Consider the following 22,683-nt stretch of genomic DNA (forward strand, 5'->3'; position numbering starts at 1 on the left):
GGCATGGCTCCGGTCGAAGGGAAATTCACCCTTACTGAACCGTTCCCGCGAGTTTGTTACAGTCCAATTGACGAATCTCTGACACCGAATCTCCAGCATCTTAGTCCCCACGTAGCGCGGCGAGCAAATCGCGTAGTTCCCCATCGATATCGGCTTCGATATCGACCGTCTGGGCGATTTGCGCCCGCAATTGTCGCCGGTACTTTTCTCGCAGCCGATGCACGGCGACGCGCACGGCGACTTCGCTCATGCCGAGTGCAGTCGCAGCCTGTGCATAGCTGGCCTGAGTCGAATCGTCGAGATACCCTCGCAGCACTTCGAACTGCTGCTGCTTGCCACCGGCCGTCATTTCGGCAGCAAGGCCCGTCATCGCCTGCTGCAACACCGAGAGCGCCCAGCGACGAGCAAAGATACGCTCGGGAGTTTCCTGGTGCGAAGGCTCGAGGCGGTAGCGGCTCTCTCCATCGTCAAAATTCATCTCCAGCGAAACGAGTTGTCCACCGCCGCGTTTTTGAGCCTTTTCGGCCCGCCAATGATTGGCAATGAAGTGGGTCAAGGATGCGAGTAGAAAGCTGCGAAAGCGGCCGCGAGCAGGATCGACCGTGGTGAGCGAGTTGGATTCCAGTAGCTTGGCAAAGAAAGCCTGCGTCAAATCGGCCGCATCATCCGGTTCGTGCCCTTTGCGACGCACAAAAGCATATAGCGGGAACCAGTATCGCTCGCACAATTCCGCAAGGGCCGCCCGCGCAACAGCTGGCTCCTGTTCGCGCAGGCTCACAAACAGACTCCAGCGAGTTGTCGCGAAGCTGCTGCCGGGCGAGGGTGATGCAGAGGATGAATTCTCGGACACAGCCAAACCGTGAACAGGAGCAGGGAATTCAATCCAATCAGTAGACCACAGTTTAATCGCAGCTGGGGGACGAACCGAAAATCGAGTTTCAATTGCGCGCCGGAGTCTATTAAGATTGTCTGCGGCCCACCCGAACTCTCCCGCCCTCCATGGACGACGTACGATGCTCCGCTTGCGACACTTGCTCGTCTGCTGTTGCTTTCTGCTGCTGCGTGGCTCGTTCGCCGCCAACAGCTTGGCGCAGGCTCCATTGCCGACTGCAAAGCAAGCCGAGTTTGGTCTCGAGAAGCGAATACCCTGGACCACCTCGCGCCTGACCGGTGCGCCGCAGCCTCCGTCGCCATATCTGGTCGAGCGAGTCTTCCCTTCGTTGTCGTTTAGCGAGCCCTGCGAACTGGTCGCGATCCCGGGCACGAACCGCCTGGCAATCATCGAAGTCAAAGGCAAGATCTTTACCTTCGAAAACAAGCCGACAGCGGAAAAGGTCGAGGCCCATCTCTTCGCCGATGTTGCACAATTGGATAGCAAGTTTTTTCGCGTGTACGGAATTGCCTTTCACCCGCAATTCACCAAGAACCGTTACTGCTATCTCTCGTACGTGCTGAATGGTCGCACGGCCGCAGGATCCCGCGTGTCGCGCTTTCGAGTGACCGACACCGATCCACCGCAGCTGGATCTCAAGTCCGAGCATATCGTCATTACGTGGCTCGGCGGTGGACACAACGGCGCACACCTGCAGTTTGGTCCCGAAGGTTATTTGTATATCTCGACCGGCGATGGCGGTGATAGTTTCCCGGCCGATGGGAACAACACGGGACAGGACGTGAGCGACCTAGAGGCATCGATCTTGCGCATTGATGTCGACAACGCCGACGAGGGGAAAGCGTATCGAATTCCAGCTGACAATCCATTCGTAAGCACGCCGAGCGCTCGCGGTGAGATTTGGGCTTATGGGGTGCGCAATCCTTGGAAGATGTGCTTCAACCCAGACGATGGCTCACTGTGGGTGGGCGATGTGGGCTGGGAACTGTGGGAGATGATTTATCGTATCCAGCGCGGCGGCAACTATGGCTGGAGCCTGATGGAAGGTCGCCAGCCTGTGCATCGCGAACGAGTTCGTGGGCCGACGCCCGTTTTGTCCCCGACTGTCGAGCACGATCACACCGAGGCTCGCTCGATTACCGGCGGCTACTTTTCACAGACCGATCGCTTGCCAGAACTGCGCGGCGCTTACGTTTACGGCGATTATGTGACCGGCAAAATGTGGGGCGTGAAGTATGCCGACGGCAAAGTGACCTGGAAGCAAGAGTTGGTTGATACGCCGCTGCAGATCGTCAGCTTTGGTCTCGATCACGCGGGCGAAGTTTACATTGTCGATTATGCGGGCACGCTGCTGCGACTGAAAGAGAATCCGCGCCGGGGCGTGAACAGCAACTTCCCCAAAACCCTGAGCGACACCGGCCTGTTCGCCGATGTTACCAGGCATCTGCCCGCCGACGGAGTGATTCCTTACAGCATCAATAGCGAACCTTGGGCCGATGGCACCACCAGTGAGCGCTTCGTGGCATTGCCGCAGAAGATGCAGCTAGGCACGTATAAGAAGACCGACGTGCAGATGGGGTGGATCAAGGGAGAGTTTGAGTTCCCCAGTGATGGCGTGCTGGTGAAAACGATCTCGCTGGAAATGGAGGTGGGAAATCCTGACTCCCGCCGGCGACTCGAAACGCAGGTGCTGCATTACGATGTCGACACTTGGAAAGCCTACAACTATCTCTGGAACGAAGAACAAACCGACGCAATACTTGCGCCCGATGAGAGCCGCGATCGGACACTTTTGATTCGCGACAAATCGGTGCCCGGCGGCCAGCGGCAGCAAACGTGGCATCACGCCAGCCGCACGGAATGCATTCTTTGTCACACCACGCGGGCCGCATCGATTCACGGCTTTCGCTGGCCGCAGTTGAGCCGCGAGCATGATTACGCGAGCACGCTGGGGCGTGTCACTGCGCCGCAAATTGGCACGCTCCAGCACATCGGCCTGTTCGCTGAACCAATTCCAGAGAAGATCGCTGCGTGGCCAGAGTTGCACAATCCAGACGCTGATTTAGATGCCCGCGCGCGAGCTTATCTGCACGTGAACTGTGCTCACTGTCATCGCCGCGGCGGTGGTGGTTCGGCCTCGTTCGATGTGCAGTTCGAAATACCTTTCGATTTAACCAGACTCAACACGCGGCCGACACAAGGGACGTTTGGCATTCACGGTGCTTTGGTGGTTGCGCCGGGCGATCCCTATCGTTCGGTGCTCTACTATCGGCTGGCGAAACTGGGCCACGGCCGAATGCCGCAGTTCGGTTCCAATGTCGTCGATGCTGAAGGAGTGAAGTTGATTCATGCTTGGATCGCTTCGTTACCAGCCGACGAAACGGATCCCGCCCATTCCGCAGCAAAAAAAGCTCGAAAGCAAGAAGAAGCATATTTAGGAATGGCGGGTATCGCCGACAAGCCTTCACTGCTGGGGAAGGCTGTGAGCGGCCTGCTTTCGACTCCCAGTGGTGCCTTGCGCTTGGCCACGGAAGTCGGTAGCAATGCCAAGAATGCATCAACGGCCAACCAAGCAATCGATTTGGGCACGAAACATTCAGATCCACAGATTCGCGATCTCTTCGAACGCTTCCTGCCCGAAGAACAGCGAGTCAAACGGCTCGGCACGGTGATCCGCGCAGACGAGATTCTCTCGCTTCCCGGTAATGCCTCACGCGGCAAGTTGCTGTTTCTGGAATCTAACAGTGTGCAGTGCCGCGGTTGTCATCGCGTCGGCGAACAAGGAAAAGAAGTAGGGCCCGATTTAACCGAGATCGGCAAAAAACTTGACCGGGCCAAGTTGCTCGAAAGTATTCTCGAGCCCTCGAAGACGATCGATCCCAAATACGTAACTGGACTAATCGAAACCATTGATGGTCGCGTGCTATCGGGAGTTCTCGTTCGCCGCGATGACCGCGAAATCGTCTTACGCGGCGTTGACGGCAAAGACACGACCATTCCCGCCAGCGACATCGAACAATTCGCGACGCAGCAAAAGTCGATCATGCCAGAACTGCTACTCAAAGATATGACTGCCGCGCAAGTCGCAGATTTGATTGAGTATCTTGGCAGTCTGAGATAGGCCTCAGAGATATAACCGAAAGTCGTGGACGTTGAGTGATTGAAAGAGGCGGTGTGCTTGGCGAGAAAGTGTTTTGCAAAAGAACCTTTTTCACCAAGGAGCACACCACCATGCAGGAAGTTAGGGCCAAACGCGAAATAACTTCCTTTGGTACTGTCGCATGATAATCTGAAGGGGGGCATGGAGTCAGTCACAGGAGGGCTCAACGATGAAGGTTTATCGGGCAACGGTCGAGCGGCAGATGGTGAAGGTGTATGGGGCGTTATCCGAGAAGGATCGGCGACGCTACGCGGCGGTCGAAGCGGTGAAGCTCGGGCATGGCGGTGTGCAGTACATCGCCGATTTGTTTGGTTGCGATCCCGACACGATTCGCCACGGCGCGGAGGACATCGAGCAGCTGCCGGAGGACGAAGCTGCGGGACGCGTTCGCAAAAAAGGGGAGGCCGAAAGCCAGCTAGCGTTGCGCAACCGGAAATCATTCCTGCAGTGGAAGCCCTGATCGAGCGCGACACGGCCGGTTCGCCCGTCGACGAAAACATTCGCTGGACGAACCGCTCGGTTCCTGAATTGGCGGAGGAGTTGCAAGAGCAAGGCTTTGAGATTGGTCCCGATGCGTTGCGGCGAATCTTGTTCGACGAGCTTGGTCTCTCGCGGCGACAGGCGTACAAGGACGAAGCGGCGTGTGAGTTTGAACATCGCGACGAGCAGTTTCAATTCATTGCCAAGCTCCGCGCCAAGTACGAGCGGAACGATTGGCCGGTGCTGAGCATCGACACGAAAAAGAAGGAAATTCTCGGCGATTTCTTTCATCCGGGCCGAGCGATCACCGATGGCCGCGTGGTCGTGCAAGATCACGACTTCGTGACTGCCGAGCAACGACTCGTTCCTTACGGCGTGTACGACACTCGCCGCAACGAAGCGTTCATGTACTTGGCCCGCGGCGCCGACACCAGCGAACTCGCTTGCGATGCGATCCGTCGGTGGTGGGAGCGAATGGGTCGGGAACATTACTGGTACGCGCCGCGACTGTTGTTGCTGTGCGACTGCGGCGGCAGCAACGGGTGTCGCCAGCATCGCTTCAAGGAAACGCTATGCCACCTGGCCCATGATCTGCGCTGCGACGTGCAGGTGGCTCACTACCCGCCGGGCTGTTCGAAATACAATCCCATTGAGCATCGCCTCTTCTGTCACGTCTCGCGCGCGATCAAGGCCGTGGTGCTCAAGACCATTCAAGTTGCGCGGAACTTTATCGCACGCACTCACACGACGCACGGACTGCATGTCGTCGCGGAAGTTGCCCGCCGGATGTATCAGAAGGGAATCAAAGCCAGCCAAGCCTTCCTCGATCACAATCCCATTCGCTTCAATAGCTTTCCTGCCCCAACTCAACTACACAGCGCCCGCCTTCAACCCGCTATGATCAAAAGCCGAAGTTATTTCGCGTTGGGTTCTTAACGGATCGACGATTGCGTTGCCAGGGTCTCGGGAATCGCTGCACGAGATTCTTCGGCAAGGAGCACAGCAGATGCTCGCGCAGGCCATTGAAGCCGAGGTTGCGGAATGGATCGACCAGCACGCACACGTGACTGATGAGCGGGGCCGTCGTCAGGTCGTTCGGAATGGGCACTTGCCGGAGCGGAAGATCGTCACGGGGGTGGGCGAAGTGGCCATCGAGCAGCCACGCGTGCATGATCGGCGCGAGGCTGGCGACGGCGAACGATTTCACTCGAAGCTGCTGCCGCCGTATCTGCGGAAGACCAAGAGCATTGAGGAGTTGATTCCGTATCTGTACCTCAAGGGGATCAGCACGGGCGACTTCCACGACGCGCTCGCGGCGATCGTCGGGCCGGAGTGTCCGGGGCTCTCGGCAACGACCGTCACGCGGCTGAAGAGCGTTTGGGAACAGGAGTATCGCGAGTGGTCCGCGCGTTCCCTCACGGGGAAGGAATACGTCTACGTCTGGGCCGATGGCATTCACACGAACATTCGTCTGGAAGAGGATCGGCAGTGCATTCTGGTGCTGATGGGAGCCACCAAAGACGGCAAAAAAGAGCTGATCGCCATGACGGACGGCCATCGCGAGAGCGCTCAATCGTGGCGAGAACTGCTGCTCGATGTGCAGCGCCGCGGCCTGGCCGTGGCGCCCAAGTTAGCGATTGGCGATGGTGCCCTCGGCTTCTGGAAAGCGCTCGCCGAGATCTTTCCCGCCACGAAAGTGCAACGCTGCTGGGTACACAAGACTGCCAATGTTCTCGATAAGCTACCGAAGAACAAGCAACCGAAAGCGAAAGACATGCTGCATCAAATCTGGATGGCCGACACGCGCGAAGCGGCCGGCAAAGCGTTCGACGCCTTCGTGGCCGACTATCAAGCCAAATATCCACAGGCCACGGAATGCCTGGCCAAGGACCGCGACGTGCTGCTCACGTTCTACGACTTTCCTGCGGAGCATTGGCGGCACCTGCGAACTACGAACCCAATCGAGTCGACGTTCGCCACCATTCGCCTGCGGCATCGTCGCACCAAAGGCAACGGCAGTCGCATCGCCTCGCTGACCATGATGTTCAAGCTCGCTGAAAGCGCCGCGCGCGGCTGGCGACTACTCAACGGCGCTCAACTCCTCCCCGATGTCATCCGCGGAGTCGTCTTCCAAGACGGCCTACCCCTCGACCAAGCCGCCGCCTAATTCAATTCCACCATCCACAACTATTGACAATATCTCTTAGGCCTCATCGCGATGAAAATGCCCTCCCAATACAACGATGACTTGCTCGGCTTGGAAGGACAGTGGCAGTATCCCGACGGGACAGACCGTCGGGTTGTCGCCCATTCAGTTGTGTATCCTCCGAATGGCTTCCTGCCCTTTTTAGATTTGGGAACAGGAGACTACTTCGGCTACTATTGGCCGCTTGGCAAGGAATCTGAAGAGCCGTTGGTCGCTTTCAGCAGTCACTACGCGCACAGCTTGATTCCAGAGTACAGCAATTTGTCGAATGCGGCGAAATGCAAACTCGCCAAAGGCGCAAGTCGCAACGACCACGAGTTTCGTGATGTCCTTTTAGCGGCTGGCCTTCCCGAGCCGTCAATTGATTTCCGAGAAATCGTGCAATCGGAGGATCATGGCAGGCTTCTAGCGCTCGATCCCCATTCGCCGTTTCATCACTGCGCTTATGCAAATCAGCTTGTGGTCCGCAATGAATTGGAGCAGGCAGAAATTCACTATCGCCAGGCTGTCGAACTCCTTCCGGAGTATGGAGTGGCTCACTTTGGACTGGGATATCTGCTCCGCAGGACCAGGCGAATGCCACAGGCGGCAGTTCACCTGCGTGCGGCATTGGTGAGCCCGATCACTTTTTGGGGATACAGCTACTGGCGCGGGCATGCATTGCCGGGAGACTTTTGCAACGACTGGCCGCGTAAGGCCCTGCTCTGGCTGCAACAGCTAAGGGAACTGCCCATTGAACTGCGGGATGATCCGTTTCTGGCAAGGATCAAAGAATTGAAACTGACGTCAGGGCAAGCCGCAGATGACGATCTGCCAATACTGAGACAAATCGTTGACGAGTACATCACACGCAGACAGTGGTTCGATGCAGTGATGTTATGGACCAATCTAGGCGACCGTGCTTCTGCGGAAACAACATCGTTTCGAGAGCGGCACCGTTTAACCGCCCGTAGCTTTGCGGTTCGACTTGCCGAGCTACTGCGACTCGCTGGCAACGAACAAAGAGCATTGCTTGTCGAAAGCCGTTTGGCCACCCTGAGCGCGCCGGAGGGGCTGCATTTGTAGTCTGCCTCTGAACCTACAAGAGCGAAGGCTTGTCCTCGCTGCAGAGGCCAGTCATGAACGATCTGCAATTCGGCGAATACCTTACCAGCGCCCTTGCTGCGGTTTGAGAGCAAGGGCCGGGGTGAATTGCTGTGCCCGCACGCGGGCACAAGCTTCTTCGCAAGCCCATCCGCCGTTTTCCGTTTCCCGCGCTCGGAGTAGAATGCTCCGTTTCGCTTCCGCCGTAAATCTTCCGCAGATCGCCAGTTATGCCCCGTTACAACCCGGCCACCATCGAACCCAAGTGGCAGCAATATTGGGACCAGCACCAGACCTTCAAGACGCCGGACATGCCCGCGGCCGAGAAGGTCTATGCCCTCGATATGTTCCCGTATCCCAGCGGCGACGGCCTGCACGTGGGACATCCAGAAGGTTACACAGCGACCGATATCGTCTGCCGTTTTGAGCGGATGCGCGGCAAAACGGTGTTGCACCCGATGGGCTTCGATGCCTTTGGTCTGCCAGCGGAAGAGCACGCCATTAAGACAGGCGAGCATCCTCGCAAGAAGACCGAAGAGAATATCGCCACGTTCACGCGCCAGCTGAAGATGCTGGGCTTCAGCTACGACTGGACTCGCGTGCTGGCGACCACGGACGTCGAGTACTTCCGCTGGACGCAGTGGATCTTTCTGGAACTGTTCGATACCTGGTACGACGTCGACGCAGGTAAGGGCCGCCCCATCGCCGAACTGCCCATTCCAGCCGAAGTCAAAGTGCAAGGCGAGCGCGCCATTCGCCTGTATCAAGACGAGCATCGCCTGGCTTATCAATCGTTCGCGCCGGTCAACTGGTGCCCCAAACTGGGAACCGTGCTGGCCAACGAAGAAGTCATTGACGGCAAAAGCGAAGTCGGCAAGCACCCCGTCATCCGCATGCCCCTGCGGCAGTGGATGCTGCGAATTACGGCCTATGCCGACCGTCTGGAAAAAGACCTGGACCAGGTCACCTGGCCCGAGGGAATCAAAAAGCTGCAGCGCGATTGGATCGGCCGCAGCACCGGCGCGGAAGTCGATTTTTATATCGGCCCCGAAAGTGAATTCGAGAATTGGAAGGGTTCGCGCGCAGCAACCAAGTTCCCTCGCAAGGCCGAAGCCGATGTGCTGCGGATCTATACGACTCGTCCCGATACGCTGTTCGGCGCTACCTACATGGTCATTGCACCGGAGCATCCGTTTGTCGCTCATCTGACCACTCCTGATCAGCAGTCTGCGGTGACCGCCTACTCCGAAAAGGCCGCCAGCAAGAGCGATCGCGAACGCCAGGAAGAGACCAAAAAGAAGACCGGCGTCTTCACCGGTTCGTACGCCATCAATCCGGTCAACGGCGCGAAAGTGCCCGTTTGGATCGCCGACTACGTGCTGTGGGGTTATGGCACGGGCGCAATCATGGCGGTTCCGGCACACGACGAACGGGACTTCGAATTTGCGCAGCAGTTCAACCTGCCGGTGATTGCTGTTGTCGATCCGGGGGACAGCGAAGAGTTCAATCGCTTCGACGTGCTCGACGGCAAGATCTGCTGCACCGAGATGGGTGTGTCGATCAACAGCGGCAACTACAACGGTCTGATGACCGGCGAATTCAAAACACGAATCACCGCCGATCTGGCTGCGGCTGGTTTGGGTCGTGAAGCGGTCAACTACAAGCTGCGTGACTGGCTGTTCAGCCGTCAGCGTTTTTGGGGCGAGCCTTTTCCGATCCTACACGAAGTCGACGAGTTCGATAAACCGACCGGCCTGATTCGCGCGGTCCCCGTTACCGATCTGCCCGTCGATCTACCCCACCTGGAAGACTTCAAGCCGCACGGCAAGCCCGAACCACCGCTGGGCAAAGCTCCTGTCGAATGGCTGTATCCCGAGATCGGCGGCCAGCGGTACCTGCGAGAAACCAACACCATGCCGCAATGGGCTGGAAGCTGTTGGTACTACCTGCGGTTCATCGATCCGCGCAATGGCCAGGCGTTCATCGACCGCGAGAAAGAAAAAGCGTGGATGCCGGTCGACCTGTATGTCGGCGGTGCCGAGCACGCCGTGCTGCACCTGCTATACGCCCGCTTCTGGCACAAGGTGCTGTTCGACCGCGGACACGTGAGCACAGCCGAGCCCTTTAAGAGCCTGGTGAACCAGGGAATGATCCTGGGCGATGTCGAATTCACCGGTTACGAGCGGGCCGATGGCCAAATGGTCAGCGCCGCCGATGTGGTCGATGATGACGACGGCAACGCCATCGTGCGCGTCACCGGCGAAGGGGTGAAGCCGAAAAAGATGAAGGCCGACGAAGTCGAAAAGAAGGGCGACTCGTTCGTTCTGAAGGACAACGCGGCGATCAAGATCGAGAGCCGTGCTTTCAAAATGTCGAAGAGCCGCGGCAATGTCATCAACCCCGATAGCGTGGTGAAAGACTACGGCGCGGATTCGCTGCGACTGTATGAAATGTTCATGGGTCCGCTGCCAGCCACCAAGCCGTGGAGCATGGCCGGTGTGAGTGGTGTTCGCGGATTTCTGGATCGCGCCTGGCGGCTGATTGTCGATGATCGCGTCGAAGAATCGCTGGCGATGTCAGCAACCGTGCAAGACGTTGAGCCGACCGAAGAGCAAGCTCGTACGCTGCACAAGACGATCAAGAAAGTGACCAGCGACATTGAGCGAATGGAGTTCAACACGGCCATCGCGCGGATGATGGAGTTCACCAACTTCTTCACCAAGCAGACCGTGCGCCCCAAGTCGGTGATGAAGTCGTTCATCCTGCTGCTGAGCCCCTTCGCACCTCACATTGCCGAAGAACTGTGGCAACTGCTGGGCGGGGCCAAGACGCTGGCTTATGAAGCTTGGCCCAAATACGACGAAGAACTGACCAAGGATGCCGAGATAGAAATCCCGGTGCAAATCCTGGGCAAGCTGCGCGGCAAGGTTGTTGTTCCTGCCGGCAGCGATCAGGCAACCATCGTGGCTGCCGCCAAGGCTGATCCCAAAGTGGCTGAACTGCTGGCGGGCAAGACGATCGTCAAAGAGATCGTCGTCCCCGGCAAGTTGGTCAACTTTGTGGTGAAGTAACGAAGTGACGCAGGACAGTTGATGTATCACTCCCAACAACCATGGTACGAACTATATTTGTCGCTCCTGAAGTATTCAGGGGCAAATGTATACGACAGTTTGCTGGCACCGTGGCTAGAGCGAAACGGCGCTGAGATTCAATGGCTCAGCGAGTTTCGCGATCGAACGAATGACAACTGGCCGGCCGCAACCGGCGAAGATCTTTGCCGACTGTACGGCATGTTTCGCTGTACGTCGCTGCTATTATTGTCCTTTCAAACCGCTCGTGCGGGTGGAACCGATTATCGTGGCCCATCGATCTCACTCGATGATTTTCAATTCTTTCATCAGCAACTCGGCTTTACGGTTCATCGTCAGCATGAGTTTCATCCTTTCTTTCACGAGATCGTGGGCGTTCAGCGAGTGGCCTGCAATAGCACGCCGATCCAACTTGCAAACATAAGCTGGCCTTGTCTGATGTTGGGAAGTCTCTTGTATTGCCGGGCAGGTTGTAGTGTTTCCGGAGGCGAGGACTATGTGGTGAAAGAGTTGGCAGAGACCAGCATACTGCACTGGACCTTCCGGCGCAAGGATCGTCGCTGTACAGATCAATCTGTGGGGTGGGGCAGCAATAGCCAATGGCGAACGGCATTTCGCCGAGACTATCTGGCGGCAGGAAGCTACCACTACAACATCGACGGCGCGACCAAGATCCGCGAGTGCGACACCCTCGTTTGCGATCTACGGTCGGAAGTCATGATTGAGTTGATTCGTAATCGGTGTTTCATCAAAACACGACTCGATGACGGTGACTTATATCCCTACTCTTGTTCGTATGCCGAAATCCAACGAGCAGATTAGAGTTCCTTCTCACCTACCCGAGCGATGAACTAGGCTGTGAATTCGGTGGCAGCGAGTTGGGGTCAGGAGTCTATGGCGAGCGGAGTCGTCCGAGCATAGAAGGTCGTCTTTCGCCAAAGACTCCCGACCCCGTGCTTAGAGTGCCGCGCGGACTTGGGCGGGGGAAGCGGTGCCGGTGGTGCCCAGTTGCTGGATGGTGATCGAGGCAACCAGGTTGCCGAAGGTGGCCGCTTCCAGCGGTGAGGCACCGCTGAGTAGAGCGGTGACGATGCCGCTGGTGGCGGAATCGCCAGCGCCCACAATGTCGATTGGTCCTTCTACTTTGGTGGCTGGAGCGATCGCCGTTGTGCCTTCGGGTAAGGCGACCAGCGTTCCTTGTTCGCCGAGCGTGCAGTAAACGGGTCGCTGCGTGCGTTTCGCAAGATCGAGCGTGGCCCGCTCAAAGTCGCGGATGTCGGCGCTCGCATCCAGGCCACAGGCAGCGGCAATCTCGGCCCGGTTTCCCTTCAGCACGCCAACGTGAAAGTCTCGCAATCGCTGCCGACTATCGACGTAGATCAGCTTTTTCGGATTCTGCTGCGCGAGCCCCTCGAGGCAAGCGCGCACCTTGTCGGTGATCACCCCGCAACCCGTTTCGTTTACTTGATCGAGCACAATCAGGCCGTCACTCGATTGCCAGACCAGTTCGAGTCTGCGGCAAAGTTCGTCCTGCACGTTGTCACCGATGGGTGACCGCGTGCGGAGGTCGAGGCGATTCAGTTCCTGCCAGGCATCGCCGACGGGCTTCATTGGCTTGGTGTAAGTCGGGGTGAGTCGTTGAGGCGTGCAGATGATGTGAATGGGATCGACGGGCAGGCGGCGGACTTCGCGCAGCAGGTCGTAGCCGTGGCCGTCGTCGCCAATCACCGTGGTAGGGACGAGCAGGCCGACGCCCAAGGCGGCCAGGTTGTTCATCACGGTGCCGAGCGCACCAGGAGCATTACGCACCTGCATCACTTGATGAGCTTCGAGGCCCGTTTCGATCGACGTTTCGCCGTGGGGCGAAAGTTGCAAGTAGCGATCGAGAAACAGGTCGCCGACGAGGCCGATGGTGAGGCGAGGCAAAGTCGAGAGAATGGCGTCGAGACGTTCAGCAGTCAGCACAGTTGGTTCCTTCCAGTTGGTTCGCGGACATCATGCCGCGCTGACGGGCGAATCGTGCAGCCCGAGGCGTTCCAGCAAAGGTTGCCAGCAGCGATAGTCGCCAATGATGATATCGGCCCCAGCACGAATCAGGTGCTCGCGCTTAAACGGATCGACACCCGAGCCGGTGACTTCGTTGCTTGCCAGGCCGATCGCCAGGCCACCGACCTGCTTGATGGCGAGAATTTCTGTCGGGCCGTCGCCAATGGCAATCAACGTCTTCGCAGGCATCCCCTGACGAACAAGTTGCTCCATGATGGCCTGCTTCGAGAACTTCGGGTCCGAGTTCACGGGCCCGTAGACTCGGGGAGCGAAGTACGATTGGAAGTCGAGGACGTTCAGTTCGTTCTGCACATCCTTCAACTCGGTGCCCGAGGCCAGCACCAAATGCAGCTTGCGGCGATGCAGTTCGGCCAGAATACGACGCGAGCCGGCGACGGCCATGGAATCGGGTGAGGCGTGCCCCCGGACCACAGCGCGAATGCGAGCGTTGGCCCGCTGCATGAGTGCCGTCTGATAGCGGTCGAGGTAGTGGGTGGCGGGCTGGGCGTCAAAGCCGCGCTGGCGAATCTCGTCGGCCAGTCGCTCCATTTGGATGATCGTGGGCCGACCAGTGAGTTCTACCACGAAGCCTTCGACGATCTGCTTCAACCGACCCGCGGCTTCGCCGGTGTCGAGTTGCTGCAGCCACTCGACCATCATCGGCACCATCAGCCCCTGCCAATTGCGACGAATGAGCGAGAGGGTGCCATCGAAATCGAACACGACCGCGCGGTATCCCGAGCGGGGAATGTCCTTGCGAACGATTTCGATATCGGGATTGCGCGGATGGGGCATGCAGCGAGACTCAAACCGTGATCAACCAGTTAAAGGAAGGCTTTTGAGTCTAATCTGCTGGTGGAAGCGAAGGTAGCCCGAAGGCGACGGTGCGACGATTGCCATTGCGAATCGCAATGGCCCGGTGGTGTCATTCGCAAGGTGAAAGACATCGGCTCGGAGGATCGACGTGCACTTGAGCATGTGAGCGGTCATGACCTGACGGAAAGCCAGATGCTCGTAACTCATCGAGAGTGGGCCGCGGCGCGACTCGACGCACCCTACGGCTGCAGATGAGTTGGTAATTTTCTCGGAACGAATATTGCGAAAGATAGTTGACAATGAATCATCAGTTTGTGCTAATGGAGCGGTGAGCGCCGGAGGTGCGCGCACAGGGTTGAACGCTGGCTGCTGGCTGCTGGCTCCGTGACTGCGTGAGGCTAGTAGTCCGACTAGCGCTCAATGTCATCTGGTTAACCCACGCGCTTGCGCGGGTGAACTGTGAAATGACTGAACTGGCAGTTCAACGGCCGCAAGCGGCTCGGTTAACCAAAGTAGGGCAGTCTGACAAAGATTGCTGGTCGGGCTACTAGTGCAAAAGCCAATGAACCCCCGGGGCAGGCCCGGGGGCGGAAGGAAGAGAGAAGGAAGAGAGGGCGGTTGGTCCGCCGTAGAGTGCGTTTGGAGTGTGAGGATGGAGCCTGTTCAAGGCATCCAAAAGGGGGGCGGAAAATGGTTATCAAACGGTTATCAAGAAACGGGGCGATTTGTGGTTATCGGCGATGGAAGTCGAAGAATGGAGGCAGCTTGGGGCGATAGTGGAATGCGTGCGAAGTCGCAAAAAAGTTATCACCCGATGGGCTGTTCAGGCCGTTGGATGAGCTGAATTGCTAAGGGGGACAGATTGTCCCTTGGAGAGCGGGGAGAGGCGGCACGAGGCAGAATGATCTGACCTCCGACTGCTGACCTCCGATTGTCCGCAGCGCGAAGTAGGGCAAAAGCCAATGAACCCCCGGCGCAGGCCCGGGGGCGGATGGAAGAGAGAAGGAAGAGAGGGCGGATGGTCCGCCGTTGAGTGCGACTGGAGTATGAGGATGGAGCCTGTTCAAGGCATCCAAAAGGGGTTATCGGCGATGGAAGTCGATGAATGGAAGCGGCTTGGGGCGAGATCTGAATGCGTGCGAAGTTGCAAAAAGTTATCACTCGATGGGCTGTTCAGGCCGTTGGATGAGCTGAACTTCTAAGGGAGACAGATTGTCCCTTGGAGAGCGGGTAGAGGCGGCACGAGGCAGAATGATCTGACCTCCGACTGCTGACCTCCGACTGTTCGCAGCGCGAAGTAGTGCAAAAGCCAATGAACCCCCGGGGCAGGCCCGGGGGCGGTAAGGAGGAATGCGCCCGGGCCGATGGGAGAAGTGCGCCGGGCGAGGATGGGAGAAATGCACGGGAGGGGGAGGTTAGTGAAGGACGGGGCAGACGTCGAACCAGCTGCGGTTTTGGTCGTGCATCCATTGGTCGCTGAGGTCGGGGCCCCATTGGCCGGGCGGGTAGAGCTCGAGCGGTGGGGCGGCGGGGCTTTGCCAGGCGGCGAGGATGGGGTCGATGATTCCCCAGGCGAGTTCCACTTCGTCGCTGCGGGCGAAGAGGCTGGCGTCGCCATTGAGGGCGTCGAGCAGCAGGCGCTGATAGGCGTCGGGCAGGGAGCCGGTGTACTCGCGACGGAAGCTGAAGTTCAGGTCAGCCGATCGCAGCTTCATGCCGGCGTCGGGAACCTTGGTTTGGAAGTGAATCTGAATGCCTTCGGCGGGCTGAATTTGAATGACGAGCTTATTGGCATCGTGGGTGGAGCGAGGTCCTTCGCCAAAGAGGAGTTGAGGTGGCTCTTTGAACTGAATGACGATTTGTGTCGTGCGGCAGCTCATGGCTTTGCCCGAGCGCAGATAGAAGGGGACGCGATTCCAACGCCAATTATCGACCTGCAACTTGAGCGCGGCAAAGGTGGCCACGTTGCTATCGGGCGGGACGCCCTTGGCATCGCGGTAGCCATCGTACTGCCCGCGCAGGGTGCAGTTGGCGAAGTCGGCTCCACTGAGGGGCCGAATTGCCCGGAGGACTTTGACTTTTTCGTCGCGGATGAAGTCGGCCTGGTAGCGCACGGGGGCTTCCATGGCGGTGATCATCAGGAGTTGAAGAATATGATTCTGGAACATGTCGCGGAGGACGCCCGACTTGTCGTAGTAGCCGCCGCGGCTGCCGACTTCGACTTCCTCGGCCACGGTGATTTGCACGTGGTCGATGTAGTTGCGATTCCAGATGGGCTCGAAGATGGTATTGGCAAAGCGCAGCACCAGCAGGTTCTGGACGGTCTCTTTGCCCAGGTAGTGATCGATGCGGTAGACCTGTTTTTCGCTGAAGACTTTGTGCGTGGCGATGTTCAGTTTCTTCGCGGTGGCCAGGTCGGTGCCAAAGGGCTTTTCGATGATGATGCGGCGAACGCCGTTCGACTCTTCGGCCATGCCGGCCGCGCCGAGTTGTTCGATGGCCGCTTCGTAGAGCGTGGGACTGGTGGAGAGGTAGTACAACCGGCTAGCCGGAGCGCCGCCTTCAATTTCGGTTTCGAGAAAGGTCTTGAGCGTGGCAAAGCTGGCCGAGTCGTCGATATCGCCCCGCTGATAGAAGACGCTGCTGGCGAACTTCTCCCAGCTGGCGGCGTCGAATTCTTTACCAGTGAAGTTTTTGGTGGTGGCTTCGAGTTCAGTTCGCCAGGCATCGTGCGTGAAGGGCGTGCGAGCCACGCCGACGACGCGAGTCTCTTTCGGCAACCGGCCTTTTTGATGCAGCAGGTAGAGAGCGGGAATGAGCTTGCGACTGGTCAGATCGCCGGAGGCACCAAAGATAACAACCGTGTGCGGCATGAGCGTGTCCTGATAATTCAAGCGGAGTATTGCGAAGTATTCGCCCGTCGCGAGCGGTTAAAACCGCATCGAGGTGAAGCCACCATCGACGTACAGATCTTCGCCAGTGATGAACGAGCCCGCCGCGCGAGAGAGAAGGAGAATCGCCGCCGCGACGAGCTCCTTCGGTTCACCAAAGCGGGCCATGGGAGTTTGACGCATGATGTTGTCGACGCGGGTAGCATCAAGGATCTTGCGGTTCTGCTCGGCCGGAAAGAAGCCGGGGCAGATGGCGTTGACGCGGACCTTTTGCGTCGCGTATTCGCGGGCGACGTTCTTCGTCAGGTTGATCACCGCTGCCTTGGCGGCCGAGTAAGCGAAGACGCGCGAGAGAGGCAAGTGCGAAGTGACGCTGCCGATGTTCAAGATGCTGCCGCCGTCGGCCTGCTGGGCCATGTGAGGCGCGAAGACCTGGCAGCCAAGATGTGTGGTGTACAACTGACTGGTGATGACCGAGTTCCATTGCTCGTCGGTGATTTCAGCATAGGGGACGGCCGAGTTGGTGCCCGCGCAATTGACGAGCATGTCGACCTTGCCAAAGCGAGCGACGGTGCTGCGCAGCAGTTGCTGGACCGACTCGCGATTCTCGGCGTTTACTTCCAGATACAGAGCGCGGCCGCCGGCTTGTTCAATGGCAGCGACTCGTTCCGCACCGCGCTCGTGGGAACGTCCGGCAACCACGGCCAAGGCACCAGCACTCGCCAGACCTTCGGCCAGCGCCCCGCCAAGAACGCCCGTGCCACCGATCACGACCGCTGTCTGACCCTGCAGCCCAAACAGCTGTTCCAAAAAACCACTCGCCATGAGAGCCCCAATCTGCTGGTTCGCCGCCTGTTACCATCCGCATCTTTCCTGCTGATGATGGTAGCTTGTGAACCGCATTTTGGGGAGAACGGAGGGCCGTTACCGGTTGCCACCAACGATCGTGGCGCTAGCAAAGCCGTAACCACCGGCCGCAGCCGATGCGCCGCCGGAAACAGAGACCGACGGCGACTTTTTGCTGCCCGGCGAGGGGCTGCGATCGCTGGCCAGCTTGTCCAGCATGCGCTTGGCCGCAGCGACCTGGTCGGTGGTGAACTGATGCTCGGTGTAGCCGCCGATTCGGCGACTGACGAGGCCGGCCAACTGTTCCCAGCCCAGGTCGTTCGTCAGATGCCAGGTTGCGGCCTGAGCAGTCCGCTGGTCGATGGCGTTTTCACCCAGCGACTTGAGCATGGTTTCCAACTCCGGTTTGCTACAGACGTCGCTGAGGGGCTTCAGCTCGTACTTCATACGGGCATCAGGATCGGGCTTGCCGTATTCCAGGCAGACGCAGTCCAGCTTGACCTTGATGGCTCGTCCGGCGGGAATGCTGAACAGACCTTGGCCATTTTGCTGGCCAAACGGGCCGTTGTTGTTGGCGCCGGGCATGCCCAGCTGTTGCGGCGATTGGTTATTTTGCCGCTGGTTGTTCTGGCCGAAGTTTTGCCCAAAGTTGGCAAAGCCGCCGGGCTGCTGAGCGAGAATCGGGGCAGCAGCCATGGCAGCGGGCATTTGAATTGTCAGCGGGCGATCGGTCTTGTTTTTGAACTGAATCGTCAGCCGCTTGGAATCGCGCGGGACGACTCCAGCTTCCAGGTCGCCGGCCTTGATGGCCTCAAACAGCGGCTGGGGCGGCGCTTCGACGGGAGTTTCGCCTTGGGCCAGCGAGCCCAAAACGCAGGAAATGCTGAAGGTGGTAACAACAGCCAGCGCGTGGCGCAGTGGCCACAAGGCAAAGAAACAGGGCATGGATCGGGACCTTTATGAGTCTGTTCCGACCGCTGACAACACGACAGATGAGATTTGGTTGGTCAGCAGAGCCCCTGCAATTGCCTACATAGTATCGACGTTGGATGGGTAAGGCAAGTAATGATTTTTGTGGGTTGTACGCGATTCTTGTCGCGGTTATTCGATGTTGCAAATCTGAAGGGTAGAATAATTCTATGTCAACGATCTCACTTTCCGAGCTTTTCACCAACCCCGCGGAGTTGATGCGCCGCGTGGCCGCAGGCGAAACGCTGCTGGTGCTCGATGGTGAAACGGCGGTTGCGGAAATCCGACCCGCAGATGCAAATCGTCGTCCCTCTGGACTGTGCGCCGGGCAGTTTGTGGTGCCAGATGATTTTGATGCACCGCTGCCGGAGCAGATACTTCGAGATTTCAACCCGCAATGAAGCTGCTGCTCGACACGCAAGTTTTCCTTTGGCTGATTGCAGGCGACGTTCGCTTGCCCCTTACATGGCATGATGCCATTACGGACAAGACCTCCGACGTTGCACTCAGTGTTGCTTCCATTTGGGAAGCAACAATCAAGTACCAGATTGGCAAATTGCCGCTTCCTGGACCAGCGGAGATATTCCTACCCGCCGAGCGAATACGGCATCAAATCGCTTCGCTCAGCATCACCGAGGGCGCCATTGGCGAGCTTGCAAAATTGCCGCTACTTCATCGTGATCCCTTTGACCGAATCATCGTTGCGCAGGCGATTCATGAACAACGAACGCTTGTCACCGCTGACATGACCTTGAAGGGGTATCCTGTAACTTGCATGCCTTGACGGCAGTTGTTTGATGCACGCACGCCAGTCTACATCTCAAACGTCTTCACCACTTCCGGCGGTGCTGGAGAGTACATGAGCGGTTCCATGCTGCAGCTGGCGCGGCCTTGGCTTAGACTGCGCATGGCACTCGAGTAGCCAAAGAGTTCTTTAAGCGGCGCGTGAGCTTCGATGGTGGTGAGTGTGCCGCGATTGTCAGTGCGCGTTATGATTGCGCGGCGTCGCTGCAGGTCGCCGACGAAGTCGCCGTGGTAGTCGTCGGGTGTCACGATATCGAGCTTCATGATGGGCTCGAGCAACACCTTGCCGCCCTGCTCCAAGCCTTTCTCAAAGGCATCGGAGGCTGCGATTTTCATGGCGCGAATGTCGGTCTGCTCCGGGTTCCACTCGCCCCCGAGCACGCTGACCTTGATCTTGATGAGCGGGAAGCCAGCAATGTGACCGCCACCTTCGCCGGCAGCCTTCAGTTCCTCCACGGCGGCGGTCATCAACTCCGGCGGGACGCCATCGACCGGGCTGAAGTTGAGCACGGTCACCGGAGAGGCAGCGCCTTGCACGGGTTCCATCTTGATGTGAACCTTGGCGAACAGTTGTTGCCCAGCGATCATCCGGTGGCATTCGCCCACGACTTCGACGGCGCGGTCGATGCTTTCGCGGTAACTGACCTGCGGCTTGTGGAACTTCACGTTCAAGCTGAAGTCACGCAGCAGGCGATTCTTCATCACCTCCAAGTGCAGTTCGCCCATGCCGCTGATGAGTGTTTGCCCCGTCTCGCCGCTGATCACGGAGAGCGTCGGGTCTTGCCGCTTGAGCATGTCGAGCGTGTCGTTGAGCTTTTTGCGCTCGGTGCTGTTCTCGGGCTCGATGGCCATCGAGATGACCGTCTCGGGAAACTTGATCGTTTCGAGCAGGATCGGCTCGCGCGTATCGCAGATCGTATCGCCCGTAATGGATTGCCGCATCCCAATCACGCCGACGATATCGCCCGCTTCGATGCTATCGACCTGGCCGTCTTTGTCTTTCTTCTGCGCGTGGATTTGCCACAGCTGGGCGACGTTCTCCTTCAAGTCTTTGCCCGGGTTCAGCACGCGACTGTTGGACTTGAGCACGCCGGAATAGACACGCACCCAATGAATGTCGCCGGTCTTCGCCGGCAGAACCTTAAACACCAGCCCGCACATTGGCTCGTCTTTGCTCGCCTTGCGAGTGAGGGTCTTCTTGTTCTTCTCGCCAACGCTTTCGCCTTCGACAGGTGGCAAGTCGACCGGGCTGGGCAGATAGTACTGCACTGCATCGAGCACCGGCTGCACGCCAATGCCGTGCAAGGCCGAGCCGCACAGCACGGGCTGAACCTGCATCGACAGTGTTGCTTCGCGCAGGGCCTTGCGAATGAGCGACGCAGGAATCGGCTTCTCTTCGAGAGCGAGTTCCATCAACTCGTTGCTGTAGCCGTACAGGCGTTCCAGCATTTGCTCGCGCCAGGCGGCCGCTTCCAGCTGCATGTCCTCCGGGACTTCGCCGATGTTGAGTTCGCGGCTGTCGCGATCGGTCGGGAACGTGAGGAACTTCATGTCGATCAGGTCGATCACCCCGCGAAACGGATCGCTCGTGTGCGGCGGCCCCTGACCAACGGGAATCTCAATCACGAGCGGATTGCCGTGCAATCGCTCGCTGATCTGGCCAACGACTGCTTCAAAATTCGCGCCTTCGCGATCGAGTTTGTTGATGAACGCGATGCGTGGAACCTTGTAGCGATCGGCTTGACGCCAGACGGTTTCGCTCTGGGCCTCGACACCTTCCCGAGCACTGAAGACGACCACTGCGCCGTCCAGCACGCGCAAGCACCGCTCGACCTCGGCAGTGAAATCGACGTGCCCCGGCGTATCGAGCAGGTTGATGATGACGTCCTTCCAGTTGAACGTCACGCAAGCCGCGTAGATGGTAATGCCGCGCTGTTGCTCTTCAGGATCGGAATCCGTTTCCGTCGTTCCCTTATCAACTTCTCCGACGCGGTGCTTGGCACCGCTCAGGAACAGCATGCGCTCGGTGACTGTTGTCTTGCCCGCATCGATATGGGCGATGATGCCGATGTTCCGAATTTTTTCGATCTGGCGAGACATGATATCAGTTCTGAGTTCTAAAGTTTTGAGTTCTGAGACAGGAGCGTGCGAGTTCTCTGGCCTCAGAACTCCGAACTCAGAACTTGGATTCCGTCGGCGCACGAAAAAGCCGCGATGGTTCACACCGCGGCTCGTATTTTATCAGCAAACCTACCAGGCGAAGTGAGCGAAGGCCTTGTTCGCATCGGCCATGCGGTGGACATTTTCGCGCTTGGTGAAGGCGACGCCTTCCTTGTTGTAGGCAGCGATGAGTTCATCGGCCAACTTCAGATACATCGGGCGGCCCTTTTTCTCGCGGCAAGCGAGGAGCAACCAGCGAATGGCCAGCGATTGCTGACGATTACGGTTGACCTGCATTGGCACCTGATAGGCGGCACCACCCACGCGGCGCGAGCGAACTTCAATGTACGGCTTCACGTTCTCGAGCGCGGTATGAAACACCTCGATCGGTTCGCGGTCCGGAATCTTTTCTTTGATGTAATCGAGGGCTGCATAGAACAGCACCTGGGCGACGCTCTTTTTGCCGCTGTACATGAGGCAGTTGATGAACTTACCGGCCAGGATCGACTTGTAGCGAGGATCCGGCTTAAGCGACGTTGCACTGGCAGTAATCTTGCCCATACGAAATCCGAAAATTGCTAATGCGGTGATGATCTCAAAAAATACAGCGGATCACTTGATCCGCCAGAGCCGCTGTCGATGTTCTACGAGCAGCGGCGTGTTTGTTTCGTGCTGCAAGGACTAGCTGCCCTTGGCCCCGTACTTACTACGGGCTTGCTTGCGGCCGTTGACGCCCAGTGTATCGCGGACGCCGCGAACGACGTGGTAGCGCACACCCGGTAGATCGCGAATACGACCACCACGCACGAGCACGATCGAGTGTTCTTGCAGGTTGTGGCCTTCGCCCGGAATGTACACGGTCACTTCGCGACCAGTCGACAAACGCACGCGGGTGATCTTCCGGAGTGCCGAGTTTGGCTTCTTCGGAGTCATGGTTCGAACGATCAAACAGACGCCCTGCTTGAACGGGTTCTTTTCCAGCACTGGCGATTTGCTGAAGACACGCTTTTGGCGACGCGGCTTGCGTACCAGTTGATTGATCGTGGGCATAACGCGTTACAGGTCCGTTGTTCTAAACCGATAATTCGCGATTGTTTGAGATCGCGGAGTTGGGAATCCAATAGCCTACCAATGCTGGCGAGCCTGTCAAGGCAAGCTGAAGGGCTGTGCCCTTAAATTGTCGTCGTTTCGGAGTCTCGGGCGGCAGAAAACGCCGCCCGAATCTGCCTAATCGGTGTGGT

Annotated in this window: 18 protein-coding genes; 9 read left to right on the top strand and 9 right to left on the bottom strand. The window is 58.1% G+C overall.

Going from position 1 to position 22,683, the window contains the following annotated elements:
• Nucleotides 1–100: 100 nt before the first annotated feature.
• A complete protein-coding gene (locus NA78x_RS24910) occupies nucleotides 101–778 on the bottom strand; it encodes an RNA polymerase sigma factor (protein ID WP_425615096.1) in 678 nt (225 codons plus the stop codon).
• Between the two features lie 235 nt (nucleotides 779–1,013).
• Between NA78x_RS24910 and NA78x_RS24915 the strand changes: the two genes are divergently transcribed.
• From NA78x_RS24915 to NA78x_RS24945, 7 genes are all read left to right on the top strand, one after another.
• Complete coding sequence (locus NA78x_RS24915; protein ID WP_425615097.1) at nucleotides 1,014–4,013, top strand: PQQ-dependent sugar dehydrogenase; 3,000 nt, start codon at nucleotides 1,014–1,016, stop codon at nucleotides 4,011–4,013.
• 208 nt (nucleotides 4,014–4,221) lie between these two features.
• On the top strand, nucleotides 4,222–4,512 hold the full coding sequence (locus tag NA78x_RS24920; protein ID WP_425613584.1) for a hypothetical protein: 291 nt from the start codon (nucleotides 4,222–4,224) through the stop codon (nucleotides 4,510–4,512).
• The gene (locus tag NA78x_RS24925) at nucleotides 4,500–5,468 is read left to right on the top strand and encodes an ISAzo13 family transposase (protein ID WP_425615098.1); all 969 of its coding nucleotides are present in this window, start codon (nucleotides 4,500–4,502) and stop codon (nucleotides 5,466–5,468) included. Before NA78x_RS24920 ends, NA78x_RS24925 begins: the two co-directional genes overlap by 13 nt.
• The gene (locus tag NA78x_RS24930; protein ID WP_425619477.1) at nucleotides 5,449–6,699 is read left to right on the top strand and encodes an IS256 family transposase; all 1,251 of its coding nucleotides are present in this window, start codon (nucleotides 5,449–5,451) and stop codon (nucleotides 6,697–6,699) included. Before NA78x_RS24925 ends, NA78x_RS24930 begins: the two co-directional genes overlap by 20 nt.
• A 51-nt stretch (nucleotides 6,700–6,750) precedes the next feature.
• On the top strand, nucleotides 6,751–7,803 hold the full coding sequence (locus tag NA78x_RS24935) for a hypothetical protein (protein ID WP_425615099.1): 1,053 nt from the start codon (nucleotides 6,751–6,753) through the stop codon (nucleotides 7,801–7,803).
• 248 nt (nucleotides 7,804–8,051) lie between these two features.
• Entirely contained in the window at nucleotides 8,052–10,892 is a 2,841-nt protein-coding gene (gene leuS / locus NA78x_RS24940) for a leucine--tRNA ligase (protein ID WP_425615100.1), read from the top strand.
• A 57-nt stretch (nucleotides 10,893–10,949) separates the two neighbouring features.
• Entirely contained in the window at nucleotides 10,950–11,732 is a 783-nt protein-coding gene (locus tag NA78x_RS24945) for a hypothetical protein (protein WP_425615101.1), read from the top strand.
• Between the two features lie 135 nt (nucleotides 11,733–11,867).
• Here the strand turns inward: NA78x_RS24945 and NA78x_RS24950 are convergent, their stop codons facing one another.
• The 5 genes from NA78x_RS24950 to NA78x_RS24970 form a co-directional block, all read right to left on the bottom strand.
• Complete coding sequence (locus NA78x_RS24950) at nucleotides 11,868–12,875, bottom strand: bifunctional heptose 7-phosphate kinase/heptose 1-phosphate adenyltransferase (RefSeq protein WP_425615102.1); 1,008 nt, start codon at nucleotides 12,873–12,875, stop codon at nucleotides 11,868–11,870.
• Nucleotides 12,876–12,905: 30 nt separating this feature from the next.
• Nucleotides 12,906–13,751: an HAD family hydrolase gene (locus NA78x_RS24955; RefSeq protein WP_425615103.1), complete on the bottom strand. Its 846-nt coding sequence runs from the start codon at nucleotides 13,749–13,751 to the stop codon at nucleotides 12,906–12,908.
• 1,436 nt (nucleotides 13,752–15,187) lie between these two features.
• A complete protein-coding gene (zwf, locus tag NA78x_RS24960; RefSeq protein ID WP_425615104.1) occupies nucleotides 15,188–16,645 on the bottom strand; it encodes a glucose-6-phosphate dehydrogenase in 1,458 nt (485 codons plus the stop codon).
• Nucleotides 16,646–16,702: 57 nt separating this feature from the next.
• On the bottom strand, nucleotides 16,703–17,488 hold the full coding sequence (locus NA78x_RS24965) for an SDR family oxidoreductase (RefSeq protein WP_425615105.1): 786 nt from the start codon (nucleotides 17,486–17,488) through the stop codon (nucleotides 16,703–16,705).
• A gap of 99 nt (nucleotides 17,489–17,587) precedes the next feature.
• Nucleotides 17,588–18,454 carry a hypothetical protein gene (locus NA78x_RS24970; RefSeq protein WP_425615106.1) on the bottom strand — a complete coding sequence of 289 codons (867 nt, stop codon included), beginning with the start codon at nucleotides 18,452–18,454 and terminating at the stop codon, nucleotides 17,588–17,590.
• 194 nt (nucleotides 18,455–18,648) lie between these two features.
• On the opposite strand from NA78x_RS24970, the gene NA78x_RS24975 reads away from it, so the two are divergent.
• Both NA78x_RS24975 and NA78x_RS24980 read left to right on the top strand, forming a co-directional pair.
• A complete protein-coding gene (locus NA78x_RS24975) occupies nucleotides 18,649–18,879 on the top strand; it encodes a type II toxin-antitoxin system Phd/YefM family antitoxin (protein ID WP_425615107.1) in 231 nt (76 codons plus the stop codon).
• Entirely contained in the window at nucleotides 18,876–19,262 is a 387-nt protein-coding gene (locus tag NA78x_RS24980) for a type II toxin-antitoxin system VapC family toxin (RefSeq protein ID WP_425615108.1), read from the top strand. The genes NA78x_RS24975 and NA78x_RS24980 overlap by 4 nt, the downstream gene beginning before the upstream one ends.
• Before the next feature lie 29 nt (nucleotides 19,263–19,291).
• Here NA78x_RS24980 and fusA read toward each other — a convergent pair whose 3' ends face one another.
• The 3 genes from fusA to rpsL form a co-directional block, all read right to left on the bottom strand.
• A complete protein-coding gene (fusA, locus tag NA78x_RS24985) occupies nucleotides 19,292–21,382 on the bottom strand; it encodes an elongation factor G (protein WP_425615109.1) in 2,091 nt (696 codons plus the stop codon).
• A 150-nt stretch (nucleotides 21,383–21,532) separates the two neighbouring features.
• The gene (gene rpsG / locus NA78x_RS24990) at nucleotides 21,533–22,003 is read right to left on the bottom strand and encodes a 30S ribosomal protein S7 (protein WP_425615110.1); all 471 of its coding nucleotides are present in this window, start codon (nucleotides 22,001–22,003) and stop codon (nucleotides 21,533–21,535) included.
• Between the two features lie 120 nt (nucleotides 22,004–22,123).
• Nucleotides 22,124–22,492, bottom strand: a complete 369-nt coding sequence (rpsL, locus tag NA78x_RS24995) for a 30S ribosomal protein S12 (protein ID WP_145096091.1) — start codon at nucleotides 22,490–22,492, stop codon at nucleotides 22,124–22,126.
• Between the last annotated feature and the right edge of the window lie 191 nt (nucleotides 22,493–22,683).

The sequence above is a fragment of the Anatilimnocola aquadivae genome, from assembly GCF_049819085.1.
GTDB lineage: Bacteria > Planctomycetota > Planctomycetia > Pirellulales > Pirellulaceae > Anatilimnocola.